Annotated in this window: 18 protein-coding genes and 1 tRNA gene; 14 read left to right on the top strand and 5 right to left on the bottom strand. The window is 35.4% G+C overall.

Going from position 1 to position 17,792, the window contains the following annotated elements:
* Positions 1-7: 7 nt before the first annotated feature.
* From COMX_RS08005 to COMX_RS07995, 3 genes are all read left to right on the top strand, one after another.
* Complete coding sequence (locus COMX_RS08005) at positions 8-772, top strand: SDR family oxidoreductase (protein WP_034339705.1); 765 nt, start codon at positions 8-10, stop codon at positions 770-772.
* Between the two features lie 189 nt (positions 773-961).
* Complete coding sequence (locus COMX_RS08000; protein ID WP_034339702.1) at positions 962-2,245, top strand: MFS transporter; 1,284 nt, start codon at positions 962-964, stop codon at positions 2,243-2,245.
* A gap of 49 nt (positions 2,246-2,294) precedes the next feature.
* Positions 2,295-3,074 (top strand): glucose 1-dehydrogenase, encoded by a 780-nt coding sequence (locus COMX_RS07995; RefSeq protein WP_034339699.1) that lies wholly within the window; start codon positions 2,295-2,297, stop codon positions 3,072-3,074.
* 273 nt (positions 3,075-3,347) lie between these two features.
* On the opposite strand, the gene COMX_RS07990 is transcribed toward COMX_RS07995, so the two are convergent.
* The 3 genes from COMX_RS07990 to COMX_RS07980 all read right to left on the bottom strand — a co-directional run bounded on the left by COMX_RS07990 (position 3,348) and on the right by COMX_RS07980 (position 5,486).
* Positions 3,348-4,328: a sugar-binding transcriptional regulator gene (locus COMX_RS07990; RefSeq protein ID WP_034339696.1), complete on the bottom strand. Its 981-nt coding sequence runs from the start codon at positions 4,326-4,328 to the stop codon at positions 3,348-3,350.
* Between the two features lie 490 nt (positions 4,329-4,818).
* Positions 4,819-4,894 (bottom strand) — tRNA-Ala (locus COMX_RS07985).
* Positions 4,895-5,045: 151 nt separating this feature from the next.
* Complete coding sequence (locus tag COMX_RS07980) at positions 5,046-5,486, bottom strand: carboxymuconolactone decarboxylase family protein (RefSeq protein ID WP_034339693.1); 441 nt, start codon at positions 5,484-5,486, stop codon at positions 5,046-5,048.
* 492 nt (positions 5,487-5,978) lie between these two features.
* On the opposite strand from COMX_RS07980, the gene hemE reads away from it, so the two are divergent.
* From hemE to COMX_RS11225, 7 genes are all read left to right on the top strand, one after another.
* Complete coding sequence (gene hemE, locus COMX_RS07975) at positions 5,979-7,043, top strand: uroporphyrinogen decarboxylase (RefSeq protein ID WP_034339692.1); 1,065 nt, start codon at positions 5,979-5,981, stop codon at positions 7,041-7,043.
* Between the two features lie 12 nt (positions 7,044-7,055).
* Positions 7,056-7,781 (top strand): HAD family hydrolase, encoded by a 726-nt coding sequence (locus COMX_RS07970; protein ID WP_034339691.1) that lies wholly within the window; start codon positions 7,056-7,058, stop codon positions 7,779-7,781.
* A gap of 6 nt (positions 7,782-7,787) precedes the next feature.
* The gene (gene hemJ / locus COMX_RS07965; RefSeq protein ID WP_371827979.1) at positions 7,788-8,240 is read left to right on the top strand and encodes a protoporphyrinogen oxidase HemJ; all 453 of its coding nucleotides are present in this window, start codon (positions 7,788-7,790) and stop codon (positions 8,238-8,240) included.
* Positions 8,241-8,249: 9 nt separating this feature from the next.
* Entirely contained in the window at positions 8,250-9,209 is a 960-nt protein-coding gene (locus tag COMX_RS07960; protein ID WP_034339689.1) for a threo-3-hydroxy-L-aspartate ammonia-lyase, read from the top strand.
* 283 nt (positions 9,210-9,492) lie between these two features.
* Complete coding sequence (locus tag COMX_RS07955; RefSeq protein WP_034339688.1) at positions 9,493-10,092, top strand: phage neck terminator protein; 600 nt, start codon at positions 9,493-9,495, stop codon at positions 10,090-10,092.
* Positions 10,093-10,112: 20 nt separating this feature from the next.
* Entirely contained in the window at positions 10,113-10,988 is an 876-nt protein-coding gene (locus COMX_RS07950; protein WP_051462026.1) for a hypothetical protein, read from the top strand.
* Positions 10,973-11,755 carry a DUF7079 family protein gene (locus COMX_RS11225; RefSeq protein ID WP_200867627.1) on the top strand — a complete coding sequence of 261 codons (783 nt, stop codon included), beginning with the start codon at positions 10,973-10,975 and terminating at the stop codon, positions 11,753-11,755. Before COMX_RS07950 ends, COMX_RS11225 begins: the two co-directional genes overlap by 16 nt.
* A gap of 56 nt (positions 11,756-11,811) precedes the next feature.
* Here COMX_RS11225 and aroC read toward each other — a convergent pair whose 3' ends face one another.
* Complete coding sequence (gene aroC / locus COMX_RS07940; protein WP_034339687.1) at positions 11,812-12,906, bottom strand: chorismate synthase; 1,095 nt, start codon at positions 12,904-12,906, stop codon at positions 11,812-11,814.
* 34 nt (positions 12,907-12,940) lie between these two features.
* On the bottom strand, positions 12,941-13,783 hold the full coding sequence (fabI, locus tag COMX_RS07935) for an enoyl-ACP reductase FabI (RefSeq protein WP_034339685.1): 843 nt from the start codon (positions 13,781-13,783) through the stop codon (positions 12,941-12,943).
* A 351-nt stretch (positions 13,784-14,134) separates the two neighbouring features.
* Between fabI and COMX_RS07930 the strand changes: the two genes are divergently transcribed.
* From COMX_RS07930 to COMX_RS07915, 4 genes are all read left to right on the top strand, one after another.
* A complete protein-coding gene (locus tag COMX_RS07930) occupies positions 14,135-15,010 on the top strand; it encodes a universal stress protein (RefSeq protein ID WP_034339683.1) in 876 nt (291 codons plus the stop codon).
* Positions 15,011-15,182: 172 nt separating this feature from the next.
* A complete protein-coding gene (locus COMX_RS07925; RefSeq protein WP_051462025.1) occupies positions 15,183-15,518 on the top strand; it encodes a DUF2849 domain-containing protein in 336 nt (111 codons plus the stop codon).
* Complete coding sequence (locus COMX_RS07920) at positions 15,511-17,214, top strand: nitrite/sulfite reductase (protein ID WP_034339681.1); 1,704 nt, start codon at positions 15,511-15,513, stop codon at positions 17,212-17,214. The genes COMX_RS07925 and COMX_RS07920 overlap by 8 nt, the downstream gene beginning before the upstream one ends.
* Positions 17,201-17,689 (top strand): DUF934 domain-containing protein, encoded by a 489-nt coding sequence (locus COMX_RS07915; protein WP_034339679.1) that lies wholly within the window; start codon positions 17,201-17,203, stop codon positions 17,687-17,689. Before COMX_RS07920 ends, COMX_RS07915 begins: the two co-directional genes overlap by 14 nt.
* Positions 17,690-17,792 lie beyond the last annotated feature (103 nt).

Below are 17,792 nucleotides of genomic sequence, written 5' to 3'. Positions count from 1 at the left end.
TACAATTATGGAACTTTTTTCTCTTGCAGGTCAAAACGCTTTTGTAACAGGATCAGGAAGCGGAATTGGACAAAGAATTGCCGTTAATCTTGCTAAAGCTGGGGCTAATGTAGGATGTTTTGATTTACCTAACAGTGCTGGCTTATCAGATACGATTGCACAAATCGAAAAACTAGGCCGTAAAGCTATTGCATTAACAGGGGACGTTACCAATCCTAATGATTTGGCTGAAGCAGTAAAAGCTGTTGATGAAAAATTAGGGAACTTATCCTTAGCGGTAAATGCCGCTGGAATTGCGAATGCTAATCCGGTCGAGGAAATGGAGCTGGAACAATGGCAACGTTTGTATGACATCAATGTTAAAGGTGTTTTTTTATCTTGCCAAGCAGAAGCACGGATAATGCTAAAACATGGTAAAGGGGCTATTGTTAATATTGCTTCTATGTCTGGTGTGATTGTTAATCGTGGATTGATGCAAGCACATTATAATTCTGCCAAAGCAGCTGTTATTCATATGAGTAAAAGTATGGCAATGGAATGGGCAGAAAAAGGTGTACGTGTTAATACAATCAGCCCAGGATATACCGCAACGCCAATGAATACACGTCCTGAAATGGTTAACCAAATGAAGCAATTTGCATCAGAAACACCGATGCAACGTATTGCCGATCCTGATGAAATGGCTGGGCCAGCAATATTCTTATTATCCGAAGCAGCATCTTTTTGCACAGGCGTTAATTTACTGGTCGATGGTGGATTCTGCTGTTGGTAAGCCTTTTGTAGATCAAAATCATAATAATACATAAAGCTGTTTTTTAAATAAAATATAAACAGCTTTACCTTAAAAGGGACAAGAATATGTGTTTTAAAACCAAATTATTCTTGAAGGGGAAGTTGCGTCTTCTTTTTAGAAAAACGGCTATAAACTCTACATTATCTTGTAAAGAAACAGGAGATAATTATGTGGAGTAGTTTTGTAGAAAAGGTATTTATCACGCCAAAATTAATGTTGGGATACATAGGTGTGATGATTTTTATGGCTGGTGAAGGGCTAGAACAAGGATGGTTATCTCCTTATCTCATTAAAAATGGATTATCGATTGAACAATCATCCTTATTATTTAGTGTGTATGGATTAACAGCTTCTTTTTCAGCATTTCTTTCTGGTGTTTTAACAGAAATGTTTGGTGTCAGACGCGTTATGTTTGCAGGATTGATTATGTTCTGTATTGGCTCCTTTTTCTTTTTGACGTTTGGTATTCCAAGTCATAATTTTGCAGTGATGTTGCCATCTTATGCGTTAAGAGGACTAAGTTATCCTTTGTTTGTTTATGGATTCCTAGTATATGTGACTTATGAAGCACCAGTAGATAGACTTTCAACAGCAGGTGGTATTTTCTGGTCATGTTATGCTTGTGGTTTAAGTGTGCTTGGGGTGATGTATTCCAGCGTTACACTTAAATTTATGACCGAAATCCACGTGTTGTGGAGTGCCTTAGTCTTTGTTTGTTTAGGCGGAGCTATTGCACTATTAGTCGATAAAGATGCTATTAAATCTAAGAAAAGAGCAAATTCTGAAGAAAAAACATCTATTTTATATTTGCTTAAAGGAATTACGATTATTTTCGAAGTTCCTAAACTTGGGCTGTGTGGTTATGTCAGAATAGTCAATACGCTTGCAAGTTATGGTTTTCCGATTTTCTTACCCCTAGTTTTACAAAATTTAGGGTTTACGATTAGTCAATGGCTACAAATGCTTGCTTCATTATGGATTACCAATATGATTACCAATTATTTTTGGGGAATGTTGGGTGATAAATGGGGTTGGAAAAATACTGTTGCATGGGGAGGATGTGTTGGTTGTGGATTAACAACACTTTTATTCTTCTATATTCCTACATGGGGCGGTGGATATTTTGTAACTTGGCTTGCAGCATGTGCATATGGGGCCTGTCTGGCTGCTTATACTCCAATCAATGCGATTATGCCAATGTTGGCACCAGAAAATAAAGGTGCTGCGATGTCTGTACTAACCCTTGCGGCTGGTCTCAGTACATTCTTTGGCCCAGGTATTGTTGGCATATTTATTCATTCTATTGGTGCTGTTGGTGTTATTTGGATTTATGCAGCTCTTTATTTCTCAGCAGCTATTGTGATGGCTTTTGTGAACATTGACCACCGTAGTTTTATCAAAAAAAAGGATGAGAATAATCCTGCTTCGCCCCCAATAGTGGCAAAGAGTTAGTTAATTTTTAGTTTATTAATATTTTTACATAGTTTAGAGGAGAGATCCCATGAGTTTACAAAATAAAGTTGCTGTTATTACAGGCGCAAGTCGTGGTATTGGTGCAGCGATTGCAGAACGTTTATCAAAAGATGGTGCCAAAGTTGTAGTTGCATCCAATGAAGCCAAAGTAAATGAAGTTGCCGAGCGTATTAATAAAAATGGCGGCCAAGCTGTTGCTTTTGAAATGGACGTAACGAACAAAGAGGACGTTATTCGTTTATACGATTTTGCCGAAGAACAATTTGGTCGTGTCGATATCTCAGTTCAAAATGCAGGGGTGATTACTATTGCTAAGATTGAAAATCTGACCGAGCAAGAATGGAAAAAAGTCCTAGATGTGAACACGACAGGTGTCTTTTTATGTTGCCAGGAAGCTATTGCTAGAATTCGTAAACATGGTCAAGGTGGACGTTTAATTAATACTGCCTCTGGTCAAGCACGCCAAGGATTTATTTATACCCCTCATTATGCAGCCAGTAAATTCGGAGTCATGGGGATCACGCAAAGCTTGGCACACGAAGTTGCCAAAGAAGGTATTACTGTAAATGCTTTTTGCCCAGGAATAATCGAAACTGATATGTGGGCATATAATGATGAGCATTGGGGAAAAATGTTAGGGAATTATAAACCAGGCGAATTAATGGCTGAATGGGTATCAAAAATTCCTATGGGTCGTGCAGGTACAGGCGAAGATGTCGCAAATGTTATCTCATTCTTGGCAGGACCGCAATCAGCTTATGTAACGGGTCAAACCATCAATATTGATGGTGGTATGTTTATGTCTTAATCGCCTGTCATACACTGCTATTATAATAATGATAACAGTGTATGACAATGCTTATTCAACATTGTAAAATTTCTCTTGTTGAATACACCAATTATTTTCTTTAACCAGTTCATACATATGTTTTCCAGCACGGTAATTGTGTGATAAACTTTTTGTGCCAGTTATAAGTTCAGACATATCTGTATGTAATAAATTACCTAATGCTAGAATATCTTACTTGGACATCCATAAATAGCTTTTTTTTGTTTTTTGCCCTTTATTCCATACCATATTTTATTTTTTTATTTGTAATTTAGGTGCAATACTTTGAAGAATACGCATTGCTGTATATTGGTCTGTAATTAAAATATTAATTAAACGTCCAGATAATGCACCAAGAATAGCATCGGTCTTATTTTTCCCTCCAGCAACACCAATAACACGAGGGATTTTTTTTAATTGATCCAAGGTAATCCCGATAATACGTTGATCGATAGCTGTTTCTAAAGGCTTACCTTTATTATTATAAAAATGTAAACAAATGTCACCAACAGCTTTTTTCTGTGTAATTGTGTTCATTTCAGCTTTGGTTAAGATGTTGCCACTATCCGCCAGAAGTTTAGCTAGAGAAATAGGGCCAATACCAACCAATGCCATGGTAATCTCGTTGAATTGAGACAATGTCGCTTTGACATAAGGGTCATCCATTAAAATAGTTTTAGCCTTTGTTGAGCCAAAAATTCCTTGTGCAGGTAATAAAACTGTTTCTGCATGAGTAATTTTTGCAAGTTTTGAACTGAGTATAGCAGCATGTTTTTTTACTGTTAGACTGCCAATTCCACCTTGAATTTGGATGATTTTTTTTGCTGATATTTTAAAATTATGGTTTAAATGATTAACCATACTAAGCAAGGATTCACTCCAAGATGAAATACCAATAACCTCATCTTGTTGCATGGTAGCAGAAAAAAATTGTGCTGCAGCCTGTCCAATATGTAAAAAAATTTGTTCTTCTTGATCTTGCTCACAAGCAGCAATAACAACTTCTGACAATCCAAAATAATTTTTAATTTGTTCTTCTAGCTCTAGAAATGTATTTTCTGGTTCATTAATTGAAATTTGTACAATATTTTTTGCCACTGCTTTTTTTAATAAACGCGATACTGTTGCTTGTGAAATATATAAATGTTTTGCAATATCAGGCTGTTTCATATTATCGAGGTAGTACATTCGGGCTACTCTAGCGATAAATCTCAATTCATTTGGTGTTGTCATATGTTCTTTTAAGTTTAATAAAATGATTATAATATGTTTGACAACATATTTTATTCAATCGAATTGCTTGTTGCTTGGTTTAGGTTTAATCATACATCAATTATAAAAATTTGAGAATTCTATATTAAAATTAATATAAATTTTATTGATATTTACACATTGAAATTATAGTTAGATATTGTACAAATCACCCTTAGACTTTAAAATAAACTTTTTTATTTATTAAACAAGCATTGTCCGTTCATAAACAAAAATATCTTAATTATAAACTATATTCTTAACAGATTAAAATGTAATTCTAAATTGTACAACAAATACAGAATGAATTGTAAAATTAAATTTTTACAAGTTATTACTGCTAGCTTTAAACCAACAAAAACTAAAAGGTGTTGATGAATAACGGCATACTTAATTTAAAAAATTATACACTCAGTTTTATGAGAATCTACATGAATTTTTAAATATTTAATAAAATTAATATATTTTAAAATGGTGGAGTCAAGGGGAATCGAACCCCTGGCCTTCTGAATGCCATCCAGACGCTCTCCCAACTGAGCTATGACCCCATTGTCAAAAACATATAAACAGTAAATAATAAAAAATCAACGATTAAATATAAAATTATAATCTTTAAATTTCCATCGATTTTATAAACAACTTCAAACTATTGTCGTAATTATATTATTTCAACGTAAAGAAGATTATTATAAAATCTGACTATTCTGCTTTTATAGCTAAACCAACACCAAAACGATTCCATGCATTAATAACTGCAATCATAACAGTTAATTCTGCTAGCTCTTGATCATTAAATTGATCCGAAACTTTTTGATATATCTCATCTGAAGCTTCTTTTTCCGACAATAAAGTTAATGTTTCAGTCCATAATAATGCAGCACGTTCACGATCTGTAAAAAAAGAGCTTTCTTTCCATACACTAATTGCCATTAATCTATTAATTTCTTCACCAGCTTTTAAAGCGTCTTTAGTATGCATATTCAAGCAAAACGCACAGTTATTTAATTGAGAAGCGCGGATTTTTACTAATTCTCTTAGAGAAAGAGGTAAAATAGATTCATGAGTTGTTTTTTCAAGATCCATCATAGCCTTCATCATCACAGGCGCTGTTTTATATTGATTGATGCGCTTTATACTCATATCGAATATCCTTTTATTTATTTTCACTATGATCTTTATCTTGTAGCAAAAAAGAATTCTTTAAATCAAACCTAATTCATATTTTAAAACCGATTCTATAATAATTTTTAAGTAAGTATAACTTGTATTTGTGTCTGTGGTACATTGAGGTACATGGGGATTGTACGACAGTAAAAAGATAGGGGTACCGAGTACTGGGGATTGTACTCTCTTTTTTGAATTCAGTGAGTTGTACACAGGGGTAGGATGATAATATCTGGATAACTCAGTTTTGTTAAATAAAATCAATCTGTTAAAAACTGTACACTCTGTGATAAAAATGGGGTACATTTTTTGAAAGCTGGGTACCACAGTACTAACAGGCAACAATAAACAAACACTATAAAGTTAAATTTTCTTTTTATTTTTTAAGGGAATGTAAAAAAGGAAAACTTTTGCTAAACTTGTAAAAGAGAAAAAACAAATGAAAAAAATAAACAGAAAGTTTCCTTAATGTCCTCAACAAACAAAAAACTTTTAACCGTTCTTAATGGTCAATCTGTGTGGCCACCTCCTGTCTGGTTAATGAGACAAGCAGGAAGATATTTACCAGAATTTAGGCTCTTAAGGCAACAAGCTGATTTTTTAACACGTTGTTTAACACCTGATATCGCTGTGGAAATTACATTACAACCTATTCGACGATTTGCTTTTGATGCAGCAATTCTATTTTCAGATATTTTAATTTTACCTTGGGCTTTGGGACAAGATTTACAATTTATTGAAGGAAAAGGACCTGTATTACCTCCCATTCAATCAGAACAAGATTTACAGAAACTTAATCCAAATCAAATAGAAGAAAAAACAGAGCCTGTTTTAGAAGCAATAAGACGATTAAATAAAATTATAAATGGTCAAGACTCAATTGGAACAGCAGCAGCGAAGACGGTAACTTTAATTGGGTTTACAGGATCACCTTTTACCGTTGCTTGTTATATGGTTGAAGGAGGAAGTTCTAAGGATTTTGGTAATGTCTTTAAGATGATGTATGAAAATCCCACTTTATTTAAGAAAATTATAAATTTACTTGTTCAAACAACGACCGATTATCTTTGTCGTCAAATTGAAGCTGGTGCTGAAGCTGTTAAGTTATTTGATAGTTGGGGTGGATTATTACCTGTCTCTTTATTTAATGAATATGTTATTCAACCAACACGCCAAATTGTTGAAGCAATTCAACAAAAATACCCTCATATTCCTATTATTGGTTTTCCTCGTTTAGCAGGAACGAAATTGCAATCTTATATTGATGGAACAGGATTAAAAACAGTTGGGATTGATCAAACTGCTGATATTACCTTACTCAATAAAACAATTAATCCAGAAATAGCTTTTCAAGGAAATATTGATCCTTTATGTTTATTGCATAATCCAAACGTTTTGCAACAAGAAGTTCACAATATATGTCTTGAATTAAAAAATAGACGGCATATCCTTAATTTAGGACATGGTGTTCTTCCAACAACGCCTGTTGAACATGTTTATGAACTGGTAAATACTGTTCGTAATTTAAAATAAAGGGATTTAAAAATGAGAGAAGATATTAAAAAAGCTATTGCACAAGCTCCCAAAGGAGTACATGCCGATGGACAATTGAAACTTGTTATTTTTGATTGTGATGGAGTACTTGTCGAGAGCGAGCATCTTGTTGGTGATGTGTTAGGTAAAGAGGCCAGAAAACACGGTTGGAATATTACAGGTCCAGAAGCCAGAGCATTATTCACAGGCGTTCAATTAGTTGATATTGAAAAAGAAATGAAAAAACATGTGACAATGCCTTTACCAATACATTGGCGAGAACATGCACATGATCTTATTGTAGAAGCCATGCATCATGATATTCACCCTATTGAGGGTGTAGAAACTATTTTACAAACATTAAAAGACTTAAATATTCCTTATCGTATAGGATCAAATTCTTCTCATGAAGAAATGAAAATCAAATTCAATACATCAAAACTTACACATTGGTTTGAAAAAGATCGTACTCATTCAGGATGTGATATGGAACGTCCAAAACCTTTTCCTGATTTATATTTACATGCAGCTGAACAGGAAGGCGTTAACCCAGAAGATTGTATTGTTGTCGAGGATTCTGATACAGGATTAAAAGCAGCTTATGATGCAGGATCTGTTTGTATTTTATTAAGAGATCTGGATAAACCAGCTCCTGATTATCGTGGATTAATTCGTGTAGCGTCTTTAAATGAAGCCACAGACTTCATTAAAGAAGTTGTTCAAAGTCAAAAGAAATAAAGGTTTATTATGCTGATCGCACTTGCACCTTATTATTTATGGATAAAAGCATTTCATATCATAGCAATTATTGCATGGATGGCGGGACAATTTTATTTGCCTAGATTATTTGTTTATCATTGCCAAACCAAGGTTGGATCTGAAGAAAGTGAACGTTTCAAAATTATGGAACGTAAACTTCAACGGATTATAATTAATCCAGCAATGATTTGTTCATTTATTTTGGGTGCATTATTGGCATCAATTCCAGGCATAGTTGATATGCATTCTGGATGGTGGATCACAAAAATTATTGCTGTATTGCTTTTATTTGCATTTCATGGAGCTTGTTCTCGGTGGCGCAAGCAGTTTTTAAATGATAAAAACAAGCATTCTGAAAAATTTTATCGTTATATGAATGAAATTCCAACAATTTTAATGATTATTATTGTGATCATGGTTGTGATTAAACCTTTTTAAGAGAATAGAATGAAATTATCTGTGACGTATCAAGATGTAGAAGCTGCTGCTTTAAGACTTGAAAATAAAGCATTTCGAACGCCCGTTTTTACATCAAGAACTGCGGATCAGTTAAGTAAAGCACATCTATATTTTAAATGTGAAAATTATCAACATGTTGGTGCTTTTAAATTTAGAGGGGCTTTTAATGCTATTGCTTGTTTAACAGATGAGCAACGTAAGGCGGGTGTAATTACTTATTCTTCTGGTAATCATGCTCAAGCGATCGCTTATGCCAGCCAATTACATCAAACAAGGGCATTAATTGTTATGCCCAAGGATGCGCCGCAAATTAAAATGGCAGCAACCAAAGGATATGGCGCAAAAATATATTTATATGATCGCTATACAGAGGATAGAGAAGCTATAGCTCAGCAATTATCCCATGAACAAGGTTTAACACTTATCCCCCCTTATGATCATCCTGACGTTATTGCAGGTCAGGGAACAGCTGTTAAGGAACTAATAGAAGATGTTGGATCCTTAGACTATTTATTTGTGCCTTTGGGTGGTGGGGGATTATTAGCGGGATCTTTATTATCAGCCAAGCATTTACTACCTAATATCAAAGTCATTGGGGTTGAGCCTGAGGCTGGAAATGATGGACAACAATCTTTACGTAAAGGCGAGATAGTGACTATTCCCGCACCAAAATCCATAGCTGATGGTGCGGTAACAACGCATTTAGGACAGTATAATTTTCCTATTATTCAAAAATTAGTGGATGATATTATTACTGTTTCTGATCCAGAATTAATCTCTATGATGCACTTTTTTGCAGAACGTATGAAAATGATTGTGGAGCCGACAGGATGTTTGGCTGCTGCTGCTGTAATGAAAAAAACGATACCAATTGAAGGTAAGAAAATAGGTATTGTTCTTAGTGGTGGTAATGTTGATTTAAAACAATTTGCATTGTGGGTTAAATAATTAACAAACATTAAGACTTCGAATAAGATACAAAGATAACAAAAATTTTATAAAAGGTTCTTTATTAAATAGTTAATAGATACTTTTTCTTTATTTATTGAAACTATTGAACAAATATGAGATTATATAAATAGAGTAATATACTCGTATTTTATATTAGAAACGACCTAATTTAAAGGTCGTTTTTATGCCAATTTTCCAAATCAAGAAAATACTTCAATCAAGACGCCATAGCTGCGTCTTTTTTTATGTCTTCATTATTATTATAAGAAAGATCAATCAAATGACAACCAAGAAAACACCAGCCAAAGTAACAGCCAAAGCTCCTAAAGATCAAGAATTTTCAGAATTAAAAACATTATCTTACAAAGAAATGTATAATTTAGTGGGTAAATTTTTACAAAAAGCCATTCCGATTAAGGGAGCTAAATTAAAAATCATCAAAGGATTGGTGAACAGGGTTTCTCCGCCTAAACCACCTTATGTTGTGTTGCAAGTGATTGATGAAAATCAATTGTCGACTACAGAAACACGTTATACTGATAAACATAAGATTTTATGGGCCAGATCTGAAATTACAATGAATGTGACTTTTGTAGGTACAGGAAATATTGCTGCTTTGCAAATGGCCAAAGCCTTTACCGTCAGGTTTAATGACGCCTGGGCAACGGAACAATTTGAACAATATAGTGATATTTTATTTCCCCTTTATTGTGACGATGTGAAAATCGAAAAATTCTCGATTAATGCCGAAGATCAATATGATGATTCTTGCTTTGTGGTGAGCTATTTCGAATATCACCCAGAATTTGGTGTTTGTGCAGACAGCGCCAAAGAAATCGTGATGGATGTCATTAATGCGGATAGCAATACAGAAAATTAATTGTAGAAAAGGATTCAATGATGAACGCTATACCTGAATGGCAAAGAAAATTTCAAAAGTCTTTGCCTCAAGATAATGTAGAACCATGGGATAAAAAATTTACAAAACCGCCGTTTCAAGAGTTATTTAAAAAACCTTCAGTTCATGATAGGTTGAAAAGATTGGTGGAAGAGTCTTCTTATTTTAACCAAGCAAAAGCTGGGTTTTTAGGGGCGGCATTACAATTTTCAAAAGATACAATGAATGATGATAGAGTAAGGTTATCTTATCAGCGAAATGTAGAGAGAGTGCTTGCAGAGGTTACCAAAATGGTTGATGACGGTATAATTTCTTCAGAAGAGGGTGCTGCTTGGTGTAGCTATATGAGAAATGAAACTATGGAATTGCATAGAGACTACACTTCTAAATATGGTTTGGCAAAAGCAACACGAACTAAATCGAAGGGAAGGTCACTTGATTACTTTTTTCAAAAGTATTCACAGAAAAAATTTGAGAAAGATTTTATTAATTTGTCAGAGATCCAACAAAATGATGTTTTTGAGGAGGTCAGAAAAGCCTCGGCTCGACCTGATAAAGCGACTACGCTTCGAGTAAAACGTTTGCAATTATTAGGAAAAGTAACACTTGTTGCATCGGTAGCTCTGGCGGCATATGATATTGCGACTGCAGAGAATAAGTTGAAAGAAGCGATGAGGCAAGGAATAGGAATCGGTGCGGGTATTGCTGGTGGAGCAGCCGCAGGGGCAATGGTAGATCCATTATGTGGACCTGCAGCCCCAGCATGTGCCTTGGTTACAGTTAGTACTGGTGCTTTTGTTGGAGGAATTTATGGTTACTTTGCGGCCGAGATGTTGGATGATGAACTAGAGGAATTAACAAAATGGATAAATCCTTAATCCATATTGATTTAAAAAAAGATTTGTATAAGGTGTTATTAGGTTTCTTTATAGATCAAAAAATTAACTATTCATATATTGTTTCTGCTGCACAATATACTTCTACTACATATGTAGAGGAAATGTTGTTTGAAGAGGTTGCACCAGTATATTATTCTTACTTTCGTAATATATTATCATCAGCTTGGGTAGATTTGGATAGAGAAATATTGTGGAAAAACATTCGAGAATATGAAGAAAAATGTAATAAAAAATTTTCTTTTTATAAAATACGGCATAAATATTTAGTTTACTATTTAAGAAAAAAATATCAACGCCAATGGATGGAGTTAAAAAAACAACTTGAAGCATTAAAATATTATAGAAAAGCAAAAAATATGGAGGGTAAGGTTTATACAGATATTGATTTATGTGAATCCTTGTCAGACATATTTACAGATAGCGAAACTGATTTTATTTACATTGCGCCTGTTTCAAATCGTTTCCCCATTGAGCATGTTAAAAAGGTTTATTTTGAATGGGTAGCACCTGTTTGTTACCCTAATCTTTGTTCACCTATCCCGCCTATATGGATGGGATTTGATAGAGATGAATTATGGGAAGACATTCAACAATACAAAGCAAAAAATAGTAATTTAGATTCTTTTGGAAAAAAAATGCATAAATGGTCTCTTTTTTATTTAAGGAATACGTATATCGTTAAGTCTCAATGGAAAGAGTTAGAAAAATATATGAATACATATAAAAATAATAATGATTCATTATAAGAATACAAAAAGCTCTGGGTCAATAACAACTCAGAGGCTTTTTGTATTTGTAATTCTTAATCTAAAATACTAGATCGAAATTGACCAATTTGCCCGCGATGCCTTAACCAATGATCAGCGAGGATACATGCCATCATCGCTTCACCCACAGGCACCGCACGAATACCAACGCAAGGGTCATGCCTTCCTTTGGTAATCACGTCTGTGGCGTTTCCTTCGGAATCAATCGAAGGCTGAGGAATTAAAATAGAGCTGGTGGGTTTTACCGCAAAGCGTACATTAATTGGCTGTCCTGTTGAAATTCCACCTAATATTCCCCCCGCATGATTGGAGGAAAAAGAAAGCTTGCCATCATGAAGGTAAATTGGATCTGCATTTTCTTCTCCACGTAACGTGGCGGCATTAAAGCCTTCACCAATTTCAACACCCTTAACAGCATTAATACTCATCATTGCCTGCGCAATATCTGAATCCAGTTTGCCATAAATAGGCGCCCCCAATCCCGCAGGAACTCCCTCAGCAACAATTTCAATGACAGCACCAATCGAAGAGCCTTGCTTGCGAATACAATTTAAATAATCTTGCCATTGAGGCACCATTTCACCATCAGGGCAAAAGAATTCATTCTTCTTTACTTCATCCCAAGACCAACGATCACGATTAATTTTGCGATCCCCAATTTGTACCAAAGCACCGCGGATGGTTATTTGATCACCCAGAATTAATCGAGCAATAGCACCAGCAGCAACCCGCATTGCCGTTTCTCTGGCTGAAGATCGCCCACCACCCCGATAATCACGAATGCCATACTTTAAATCATAAGCAATGTCTGCATGTCCTGGGCGATAAGATTGGGCAATATTGGAATAATCTTTGGAGCGTTGATTGGTATTTTCAATTAACAAAGAAATTGGAGTGCCTGTTGTTTTGCCTTCAAATACTCCAGACAAGATCTTAACACGGTCAGGCTCATTCCGAGACGTTGTAAATTTAGATTGCCCAGGTCTACGCAAATCAAGCCAAGGTTGAATCATTTCTTCGGTCAAAGGAATTTGTGGGGGGCATCCATCCACAACACACCCGATTGCAGGTCCGTGACTTTCCCCCCATGTCGTTACACGAAACAAAGTTCCAAAACTATTACACGACATGGTTTATATGCTCACTTGTATATTAAAGTTAAAATTAGTCTTCAGAAGCCAAAGCGATATCAGGTGCTGTTGGATTTTTCATTCCAACCATATGATATCCACAATCGACGTGATGGATTTCTCCTGTGACACCACGAGAAAGGTCAGAAAGGAAATAAACCCCTGCGCCGCCAACTTCGTCAATGGTAACATTGCGTTGCAGTGGAGAGTTTAATTGATTCCATTTTAAAATATAACGGAAATCCCCAATTCCACTAGCAGCCAAGGTTTTGATCGGGCCTGCGGAAATTGCATTTACGCGAATATTATCTATACCTAAATCTGCGGCCATATATTGCACAGATGATTCTAGTGCAGCTTTGGCAATACCCATCACGTTATAATGAGGCATGACACGTTCTGCACCTAAATAGGTCAGCGTTAATAACGAACCGCCGTGTTTCATAAGTTTAGAGGCCTCTTTGGCAACAGCTGTAAATGAAAAACAAGAAATATCCAATGCGGTTAAGAAAGCTTCTCTAGGTGTATCAACATAACGTCCACGTAGATATTGTTTATCTGCCCAACCAATTGCATGCACGACAAAGTCAAGTTTCCCCCATTTTTCTTCTATATTTTTAAATGTTTTTTCAATATCTTTATCATCACCAACATCACATTGGATTAAATAATCAGAACCTAGGCTTGCAGCCAAAGGTCTAACTCTTTTTTCTAGGGCTTCACCTTGATATGCAAATGCTAACTCTGCTCCTTGTAAAGCACAAGCCCTTGCAATTCCCCAAGCGATAGAGTGATTATTAGCCATTCCCATAATCAATCCACGTTTGCCCTGCATTAACTTCCCTTCTAATGGAAGTACAGCGTTTTCATTTGACATGACAATTTCCTAGCTTTAAGCCAATTTATAAATTTCTATGTATTAGCAGTTATTGTAATTAATAAAGAGAAAAAACCGCAATTATATTTTTAATACCTGATTTATAATAGAAAGAAAAGAGGTGGATTATTTCTAAAGTTTTGTTGTTTTTAGACAAATCACAAAAACGTTAAAGCGTATAATAACCGTGAATATAAATACTCTTTGCTAGATTTTTTGATTTCTGTCATAATTTTAATTTATAAAAATAAGTATATCTTATTGAGCTTGAGCTACTAACGGAGCAATAGACCCTGTCTTTTTTGAATATCTATCCTTCATCATCTAATTCTTTATTAAGGAATATTTAATATGATTAAAGTTAAAAAAGTTCTTGTTCCTATTCAAGGAACGCCTTTAACTGATGCGACTTTGGCTACGGCAAATTTACTATGTGAAGGATATGACGCGCATTTGGCAGTAATGCATATTCGTCCAGATAAAAAAGATATTATTCCTTTGACGGGTGAGGGACTATCTGGAACCATGATTGAAGAAGTGATGGCGATAGCAGAACATGAAGGTACAAAACGTTTAAGATTTGCGCGTAAAATGTTTGATGATTTCGTGGATCAAAATAATATCAAAGTGGTTGATGCAGAAGCAAGCCAAGTTGCAGAAAAAGGGAAGACAGCTAGTTTTAGAGCATTAGCAGGCAGAGAAACCGAAGTCGCGACTTATTGGTCTCGGTTATCTGATATTACAGTTGTTGCGCATCCAAGTTCAAATGAGCATATTTCTTCTTCTGAAATGTTACATGCGCTTTTATTTGAAAGTGGTCGTCCTATTCTTATTGCGCCAAAAGAAAGACCAGCAAGTGTTGGTAAGCGTATCTGTATTGCATGGAATGGCAGTGTCGAAGCAGCAGCAGCGTTACATACAGCCTTAAGATGGATGAATTCTGCGGAAAAAGTTGCTATTTTATATAGTGATGATTATCCAAAGCGTGGTCTGGATATTCAAGATGTTGCTGATTATCTTAAATTTTATGACGTTAATGTCGAGCTTTGTGTGATTAAAGGGGAAAGAAGCACTGGTGAAAGTATGATTTCAAAATGTCATGAATTTGGTGCTGATATGCTTTGTATGGGTGCTTATTCTCATCCACGTTGGAAACAAATGATTTTGGGTGGGGTTACAAGCTATATGTTAGAAAATGCAAATTTGGCCGTATTAATGAATCGCTAAATTATAGAACAGCATACAGATTAATATTTTTTTGTAGTGAAGGATTTTAATAATCTTTCACTATATTTTTTTGTAGTATAAAAATACTCGTAAAATTATTTGTATATTATAAGAATAAGAGTATATAGTATAAGAAACGATTATTACTATCTACTGATAAGGACATCAAATTGTGGTTACTATAAATAAAAATGCAAAAGAAGAATTAAAGTCGGTAATCACAGCAAATCGTTTTGCTGATGGGCGTGTTGTGTGGTTGACTGATCAAGGGTATTGGAGCGTTAAACTTGAAGAAGCACAAGTAATTTCTTCACAATCTGACCTTGAGTTCGCACAAGAACAAGCCAAGAAAGATGTGGCAGCACAATATATTATTGATCCTTATTCTGTAGAGTTAAATTCCAATAATATTCCACTTACAACACGAGAACAAGTTAGAGCCTTTGGGCCCAGCACTCATCCAGAATTTAATCCTCGTTCAATACAAGAAACAATACCAAATGAATAATAATCCTATTTCTTCTAATCCGTCTTTGGCGGTTGGTCGGTATAATTACGATCAAGTTGACCATGATTTTTTAAAAGAACGTATTAACCAGTTTCGTTCGCAAATTGAACGCAGGTTAAGTGGCGAGTTATCAGAAGATGAATTTAAACCATTACGGTTAATGAATGGTGTTTATTTGCAGCTTCATTCTTATATGTTACGTGTTGCGATCCCTTATGGAATTTTATCTTCGACAATGTTACGAGGGCTGGCTTACATTTCTCAATATTATGATCGTGGTTATGGACATTTTACAACCCGACAAAATATACAATTTCACTGGGTTAAACTCGAAGAAATGCCAGATATTTTAACGCATCTGGCCTCTGTCGAAATGCATGCGTTGCAAACCAGTGGGAACTGTATTCGTAATATTACCAGTGATGAGTTCGCAGGTTTGGCAGAGGATGAAATCATTGATCCTCGAGTTTACGCAGAAATTATGCGTCAATGGTCAACGTTGCACCCAGAATTTACCTTCTTACCGCGCAAGTTTAAAATAGCAATTAGTGGCTCGTCGAACGATCGTGTTGCAGCATGTTTTTATGATATCGGTATTTTAACACGGTTAAATGATGATCAAAAACCTGTTTTCGAGGTTTGGGTCGGGGGTGGTTTGGGTCGTATTCCTTATAAAGGGAAAATCATTCGTGATGATTTGCCTCCTGAACATTTAATTGCTTATATAGAGGCGATTATTCGAGTATATAACCTTCATGGTTCTCGTAATAACCTTTATAAATCTCGGATTAAAATCCTGGTTGAAAACCTAGGGATTGATGCTTATCGAGAGCAAGTTGAAAAAGAATTTGCTACGATGGATTTGGATCAATATCGCTTATCCGATGATTTAGTTGTTCAAATCCAAGAGCGTTTTGGTCGTCCTAATCTGGAAAACCATCCACAAGCTTCTGAAGTTTTAGAAGCGCATCGTGCTCAAGATAAAGAATTTGATCGTTGGGTAAAAAATAATACACATCCTCATTTTCATAATGATTATATTGCTGCGGTAATTTCTTTGAAAGAAGTGGGAAAAACCCCTGGGGATGCATCAACTGAACAAATGCATGCTTTGGCTGACTTAGCAGATCAATATGCTTTTGGTGAAGTTCGCGTAACCCATTTACAAAACGTAGTATTGGGACATGTGCAAAAAGACAAGCTTTATGAGCTATGGCAAGGGTTGAAAAAACAGCAACTTGCGACAGCGAATTTAGGGTTGATTACCGATATTGTGTGTTGTCCAGGCATGGATTATTGTGCGCTTGCGAATGCACGCTCTATTCCTGTGGCTAAGCAAATTGCAGCTTTGTTTGAAGATATAGAACTGCAAGAAAAAATTGGTCCTGTGAATATTGGGGTTGATGGATGTATTAACTCTTGTGCGCATCATCATATTATGAATATTGGTGTTTTGGGCGTTGATAAAAAAGGTGAAGAATTTTATCAAATTAAACTTGGTGGATCTTCTTATAAAGAAGGGGCTGCGATTGGCTCTATTCTTGGGGCTGCGGTAAAAGCAGAAGAAGCTGTAAAAGCTGTCGAAAAGCTGATTTATTTTTACCTTGAGCAACGTCAATCTAATGAGCATTTTATTGATACGTATCGCCGTCTGGGCACAGCACCATTTAAGGAGATTGTTTATGCCACTGCTTAGAAATGGAGAAATTATGCCTGATTCTTGGAAGATGCTAGAGGGGGATATTCCTTCTCCTTTGCCTCAAGGATCAATTATTGTGCCTTTCGCATATTTAACTGAAATTGACGTCAACACTATCAGCCAACCATTAGGGGTTATTTTCCCCTGTGATCAGGATGTGGATACGTTAAAACCCTATATTGATCGATTGGAAGTTATCGTTTTGAACTTTCCTGCTTTCAAGGATGGCAGAGCTTTTTCTCAAGCCAGAAAAATCCGTGAGCAATTAAAATTTATGGGAGAGATCAGAGCAACAGGTAAAATAATTTCTGATCAGTATCAGTTTTTAATCCGTACAGGATTTACCACAGTTGCTTTGCCTGAAACAGCAAATGTGCAAAGCTGGCAAAAGGCAATGCATGATTTTAAAGAGGCGTATCAGCCCTCTGTTTTAAAAGAGAAACGACTTTCTGGATTACGTTGGAAAGTTTAATTACGATTACAAGCGATATAGTAAAAGCTATATCGCTTTTTTTATATGAGAGTGATCTTTCTGAGATACACATCTAAGAAGCTTTTTAGAAATTTCTTTCCTT

It is taken from the genome of Commensalibacter papalotli (ex Servin-Garciduenas et al. 2014), from assembly GCF_000527695.1.
Lineage (GTDB): Bacteria > Pseudomonadota > Alphaproteobacteria > Acetobacterales > Acetobacteraceae > Commensalibacter > Commensalibacter papalotli.
Note: the sequence above shows the minus strand (reverse complement) of the source record. Positions and strands in the feature narration are given on the sequence as shown.

Coding starts and splice junctions, on each gene's coding strand:
- COMX_RS07915 (WP_034339679.1), top strand. CDS start 17,201: ATGCCACTGCTTAGAAATGGAGAAATTATGCCTGATTCTTGGAAGATG.
- COMX_RS07995 (WP_034339699.1), top strand. CDS start 2,295: ATGAGTTTACAAAATAAAGTTGCTGTTATTACAGGCGCAAGTCGTGGT.
- COMX_RS07920 (WP_034339681.1), top strand. CDS start 15,511: ATGAATAATAATCCTATTTCTTCTAATCCGTCTTTGGCGGTTGGTCGG.
- hemE (WP_034339692.1), top strand. CDS start 5,979: ATGTCCTCAACAAACAAAAAACTTTTAACCGTTCTTAATGGTCAATCT.
- aroC (WP_034339687.1), bottom strand. CDS start 12,906: ATGTCGTGTAATAGTTTTGGAACTTTGTTTCGTGTAACGACATGGGGG.
- fabI (WP_034339685.1), bottom strand. CDS start 13,783: ATGTCAAATGAAAACGCTGTACTTCCATTAGAAGGGAAGTTAATGCAG.
- COMX_RS08000 (WP_034339702.1), top strand. CDS start 962: ATGTGGAGTAGTTTTGTAGAAAAGGTATTTATCACGCCAAAATTAATG.
- COMX_RS07970 (WP_034339691.1), top strand. CDS start 7,056: ATGAGAGAAGATATTAAAAAAGCTATTGCACAAGCTCCCAAAGGAGTA.
- COMX_RS07955 (WP_034339688.1), top strand. CDS start 9,493: ATGACAACCAAGAAAACACCAGCCAAAGTAACAGCCAAAGCTCCTAAA.
- COMX_RS07930 (WP_034339683.1), top strand. CDS start 14,135: ATGATTAAAGTTAAAAAAGTTCTTGTTCCTATTCAAGGAACGCCTTTA.
- COMX_RS07960 (WP_034339689.1), top strand. CDS start 8,250: ATGAAATTATCTGTGACGTATCAAGATGTAGAAGCTGCTGCTTTAAGA.
- COMX_RS07990 (WP_034339696.1), bottom strand. CDS start 4,328: ATGACAACACCAAATGAATTGAGATTTATCGCTAGAGTAGCCCGAATG.
- COMX_RS07950 (WP_051462026.1), top strand. CDS start 10,113: ATGAACGCTATACCTGAATGGCAAAGAAAATTTCAAAAGTCTTTGCCT.
- COMX_RS07980 (WP_034339693.1), bottom strand. CDS start 5,486: ATGAGTATAAAGCGCATCAATCAATATAAAACAGCGCCTGTGATGATG.
- COMX_RS11225 (WP_200867627.1), top strand. CDS start 10,973: ATGGATAAATCCTTAATCCATATTGATTTAAAAAAAGATTTGTATAAG.
- COMX_RS08005 (WP_034339705.1), top strand. CDS start 8: ATGGAACTTTTTTCTCTTGCAGGTCAAAACGCTTTTGTAACAGGATCA.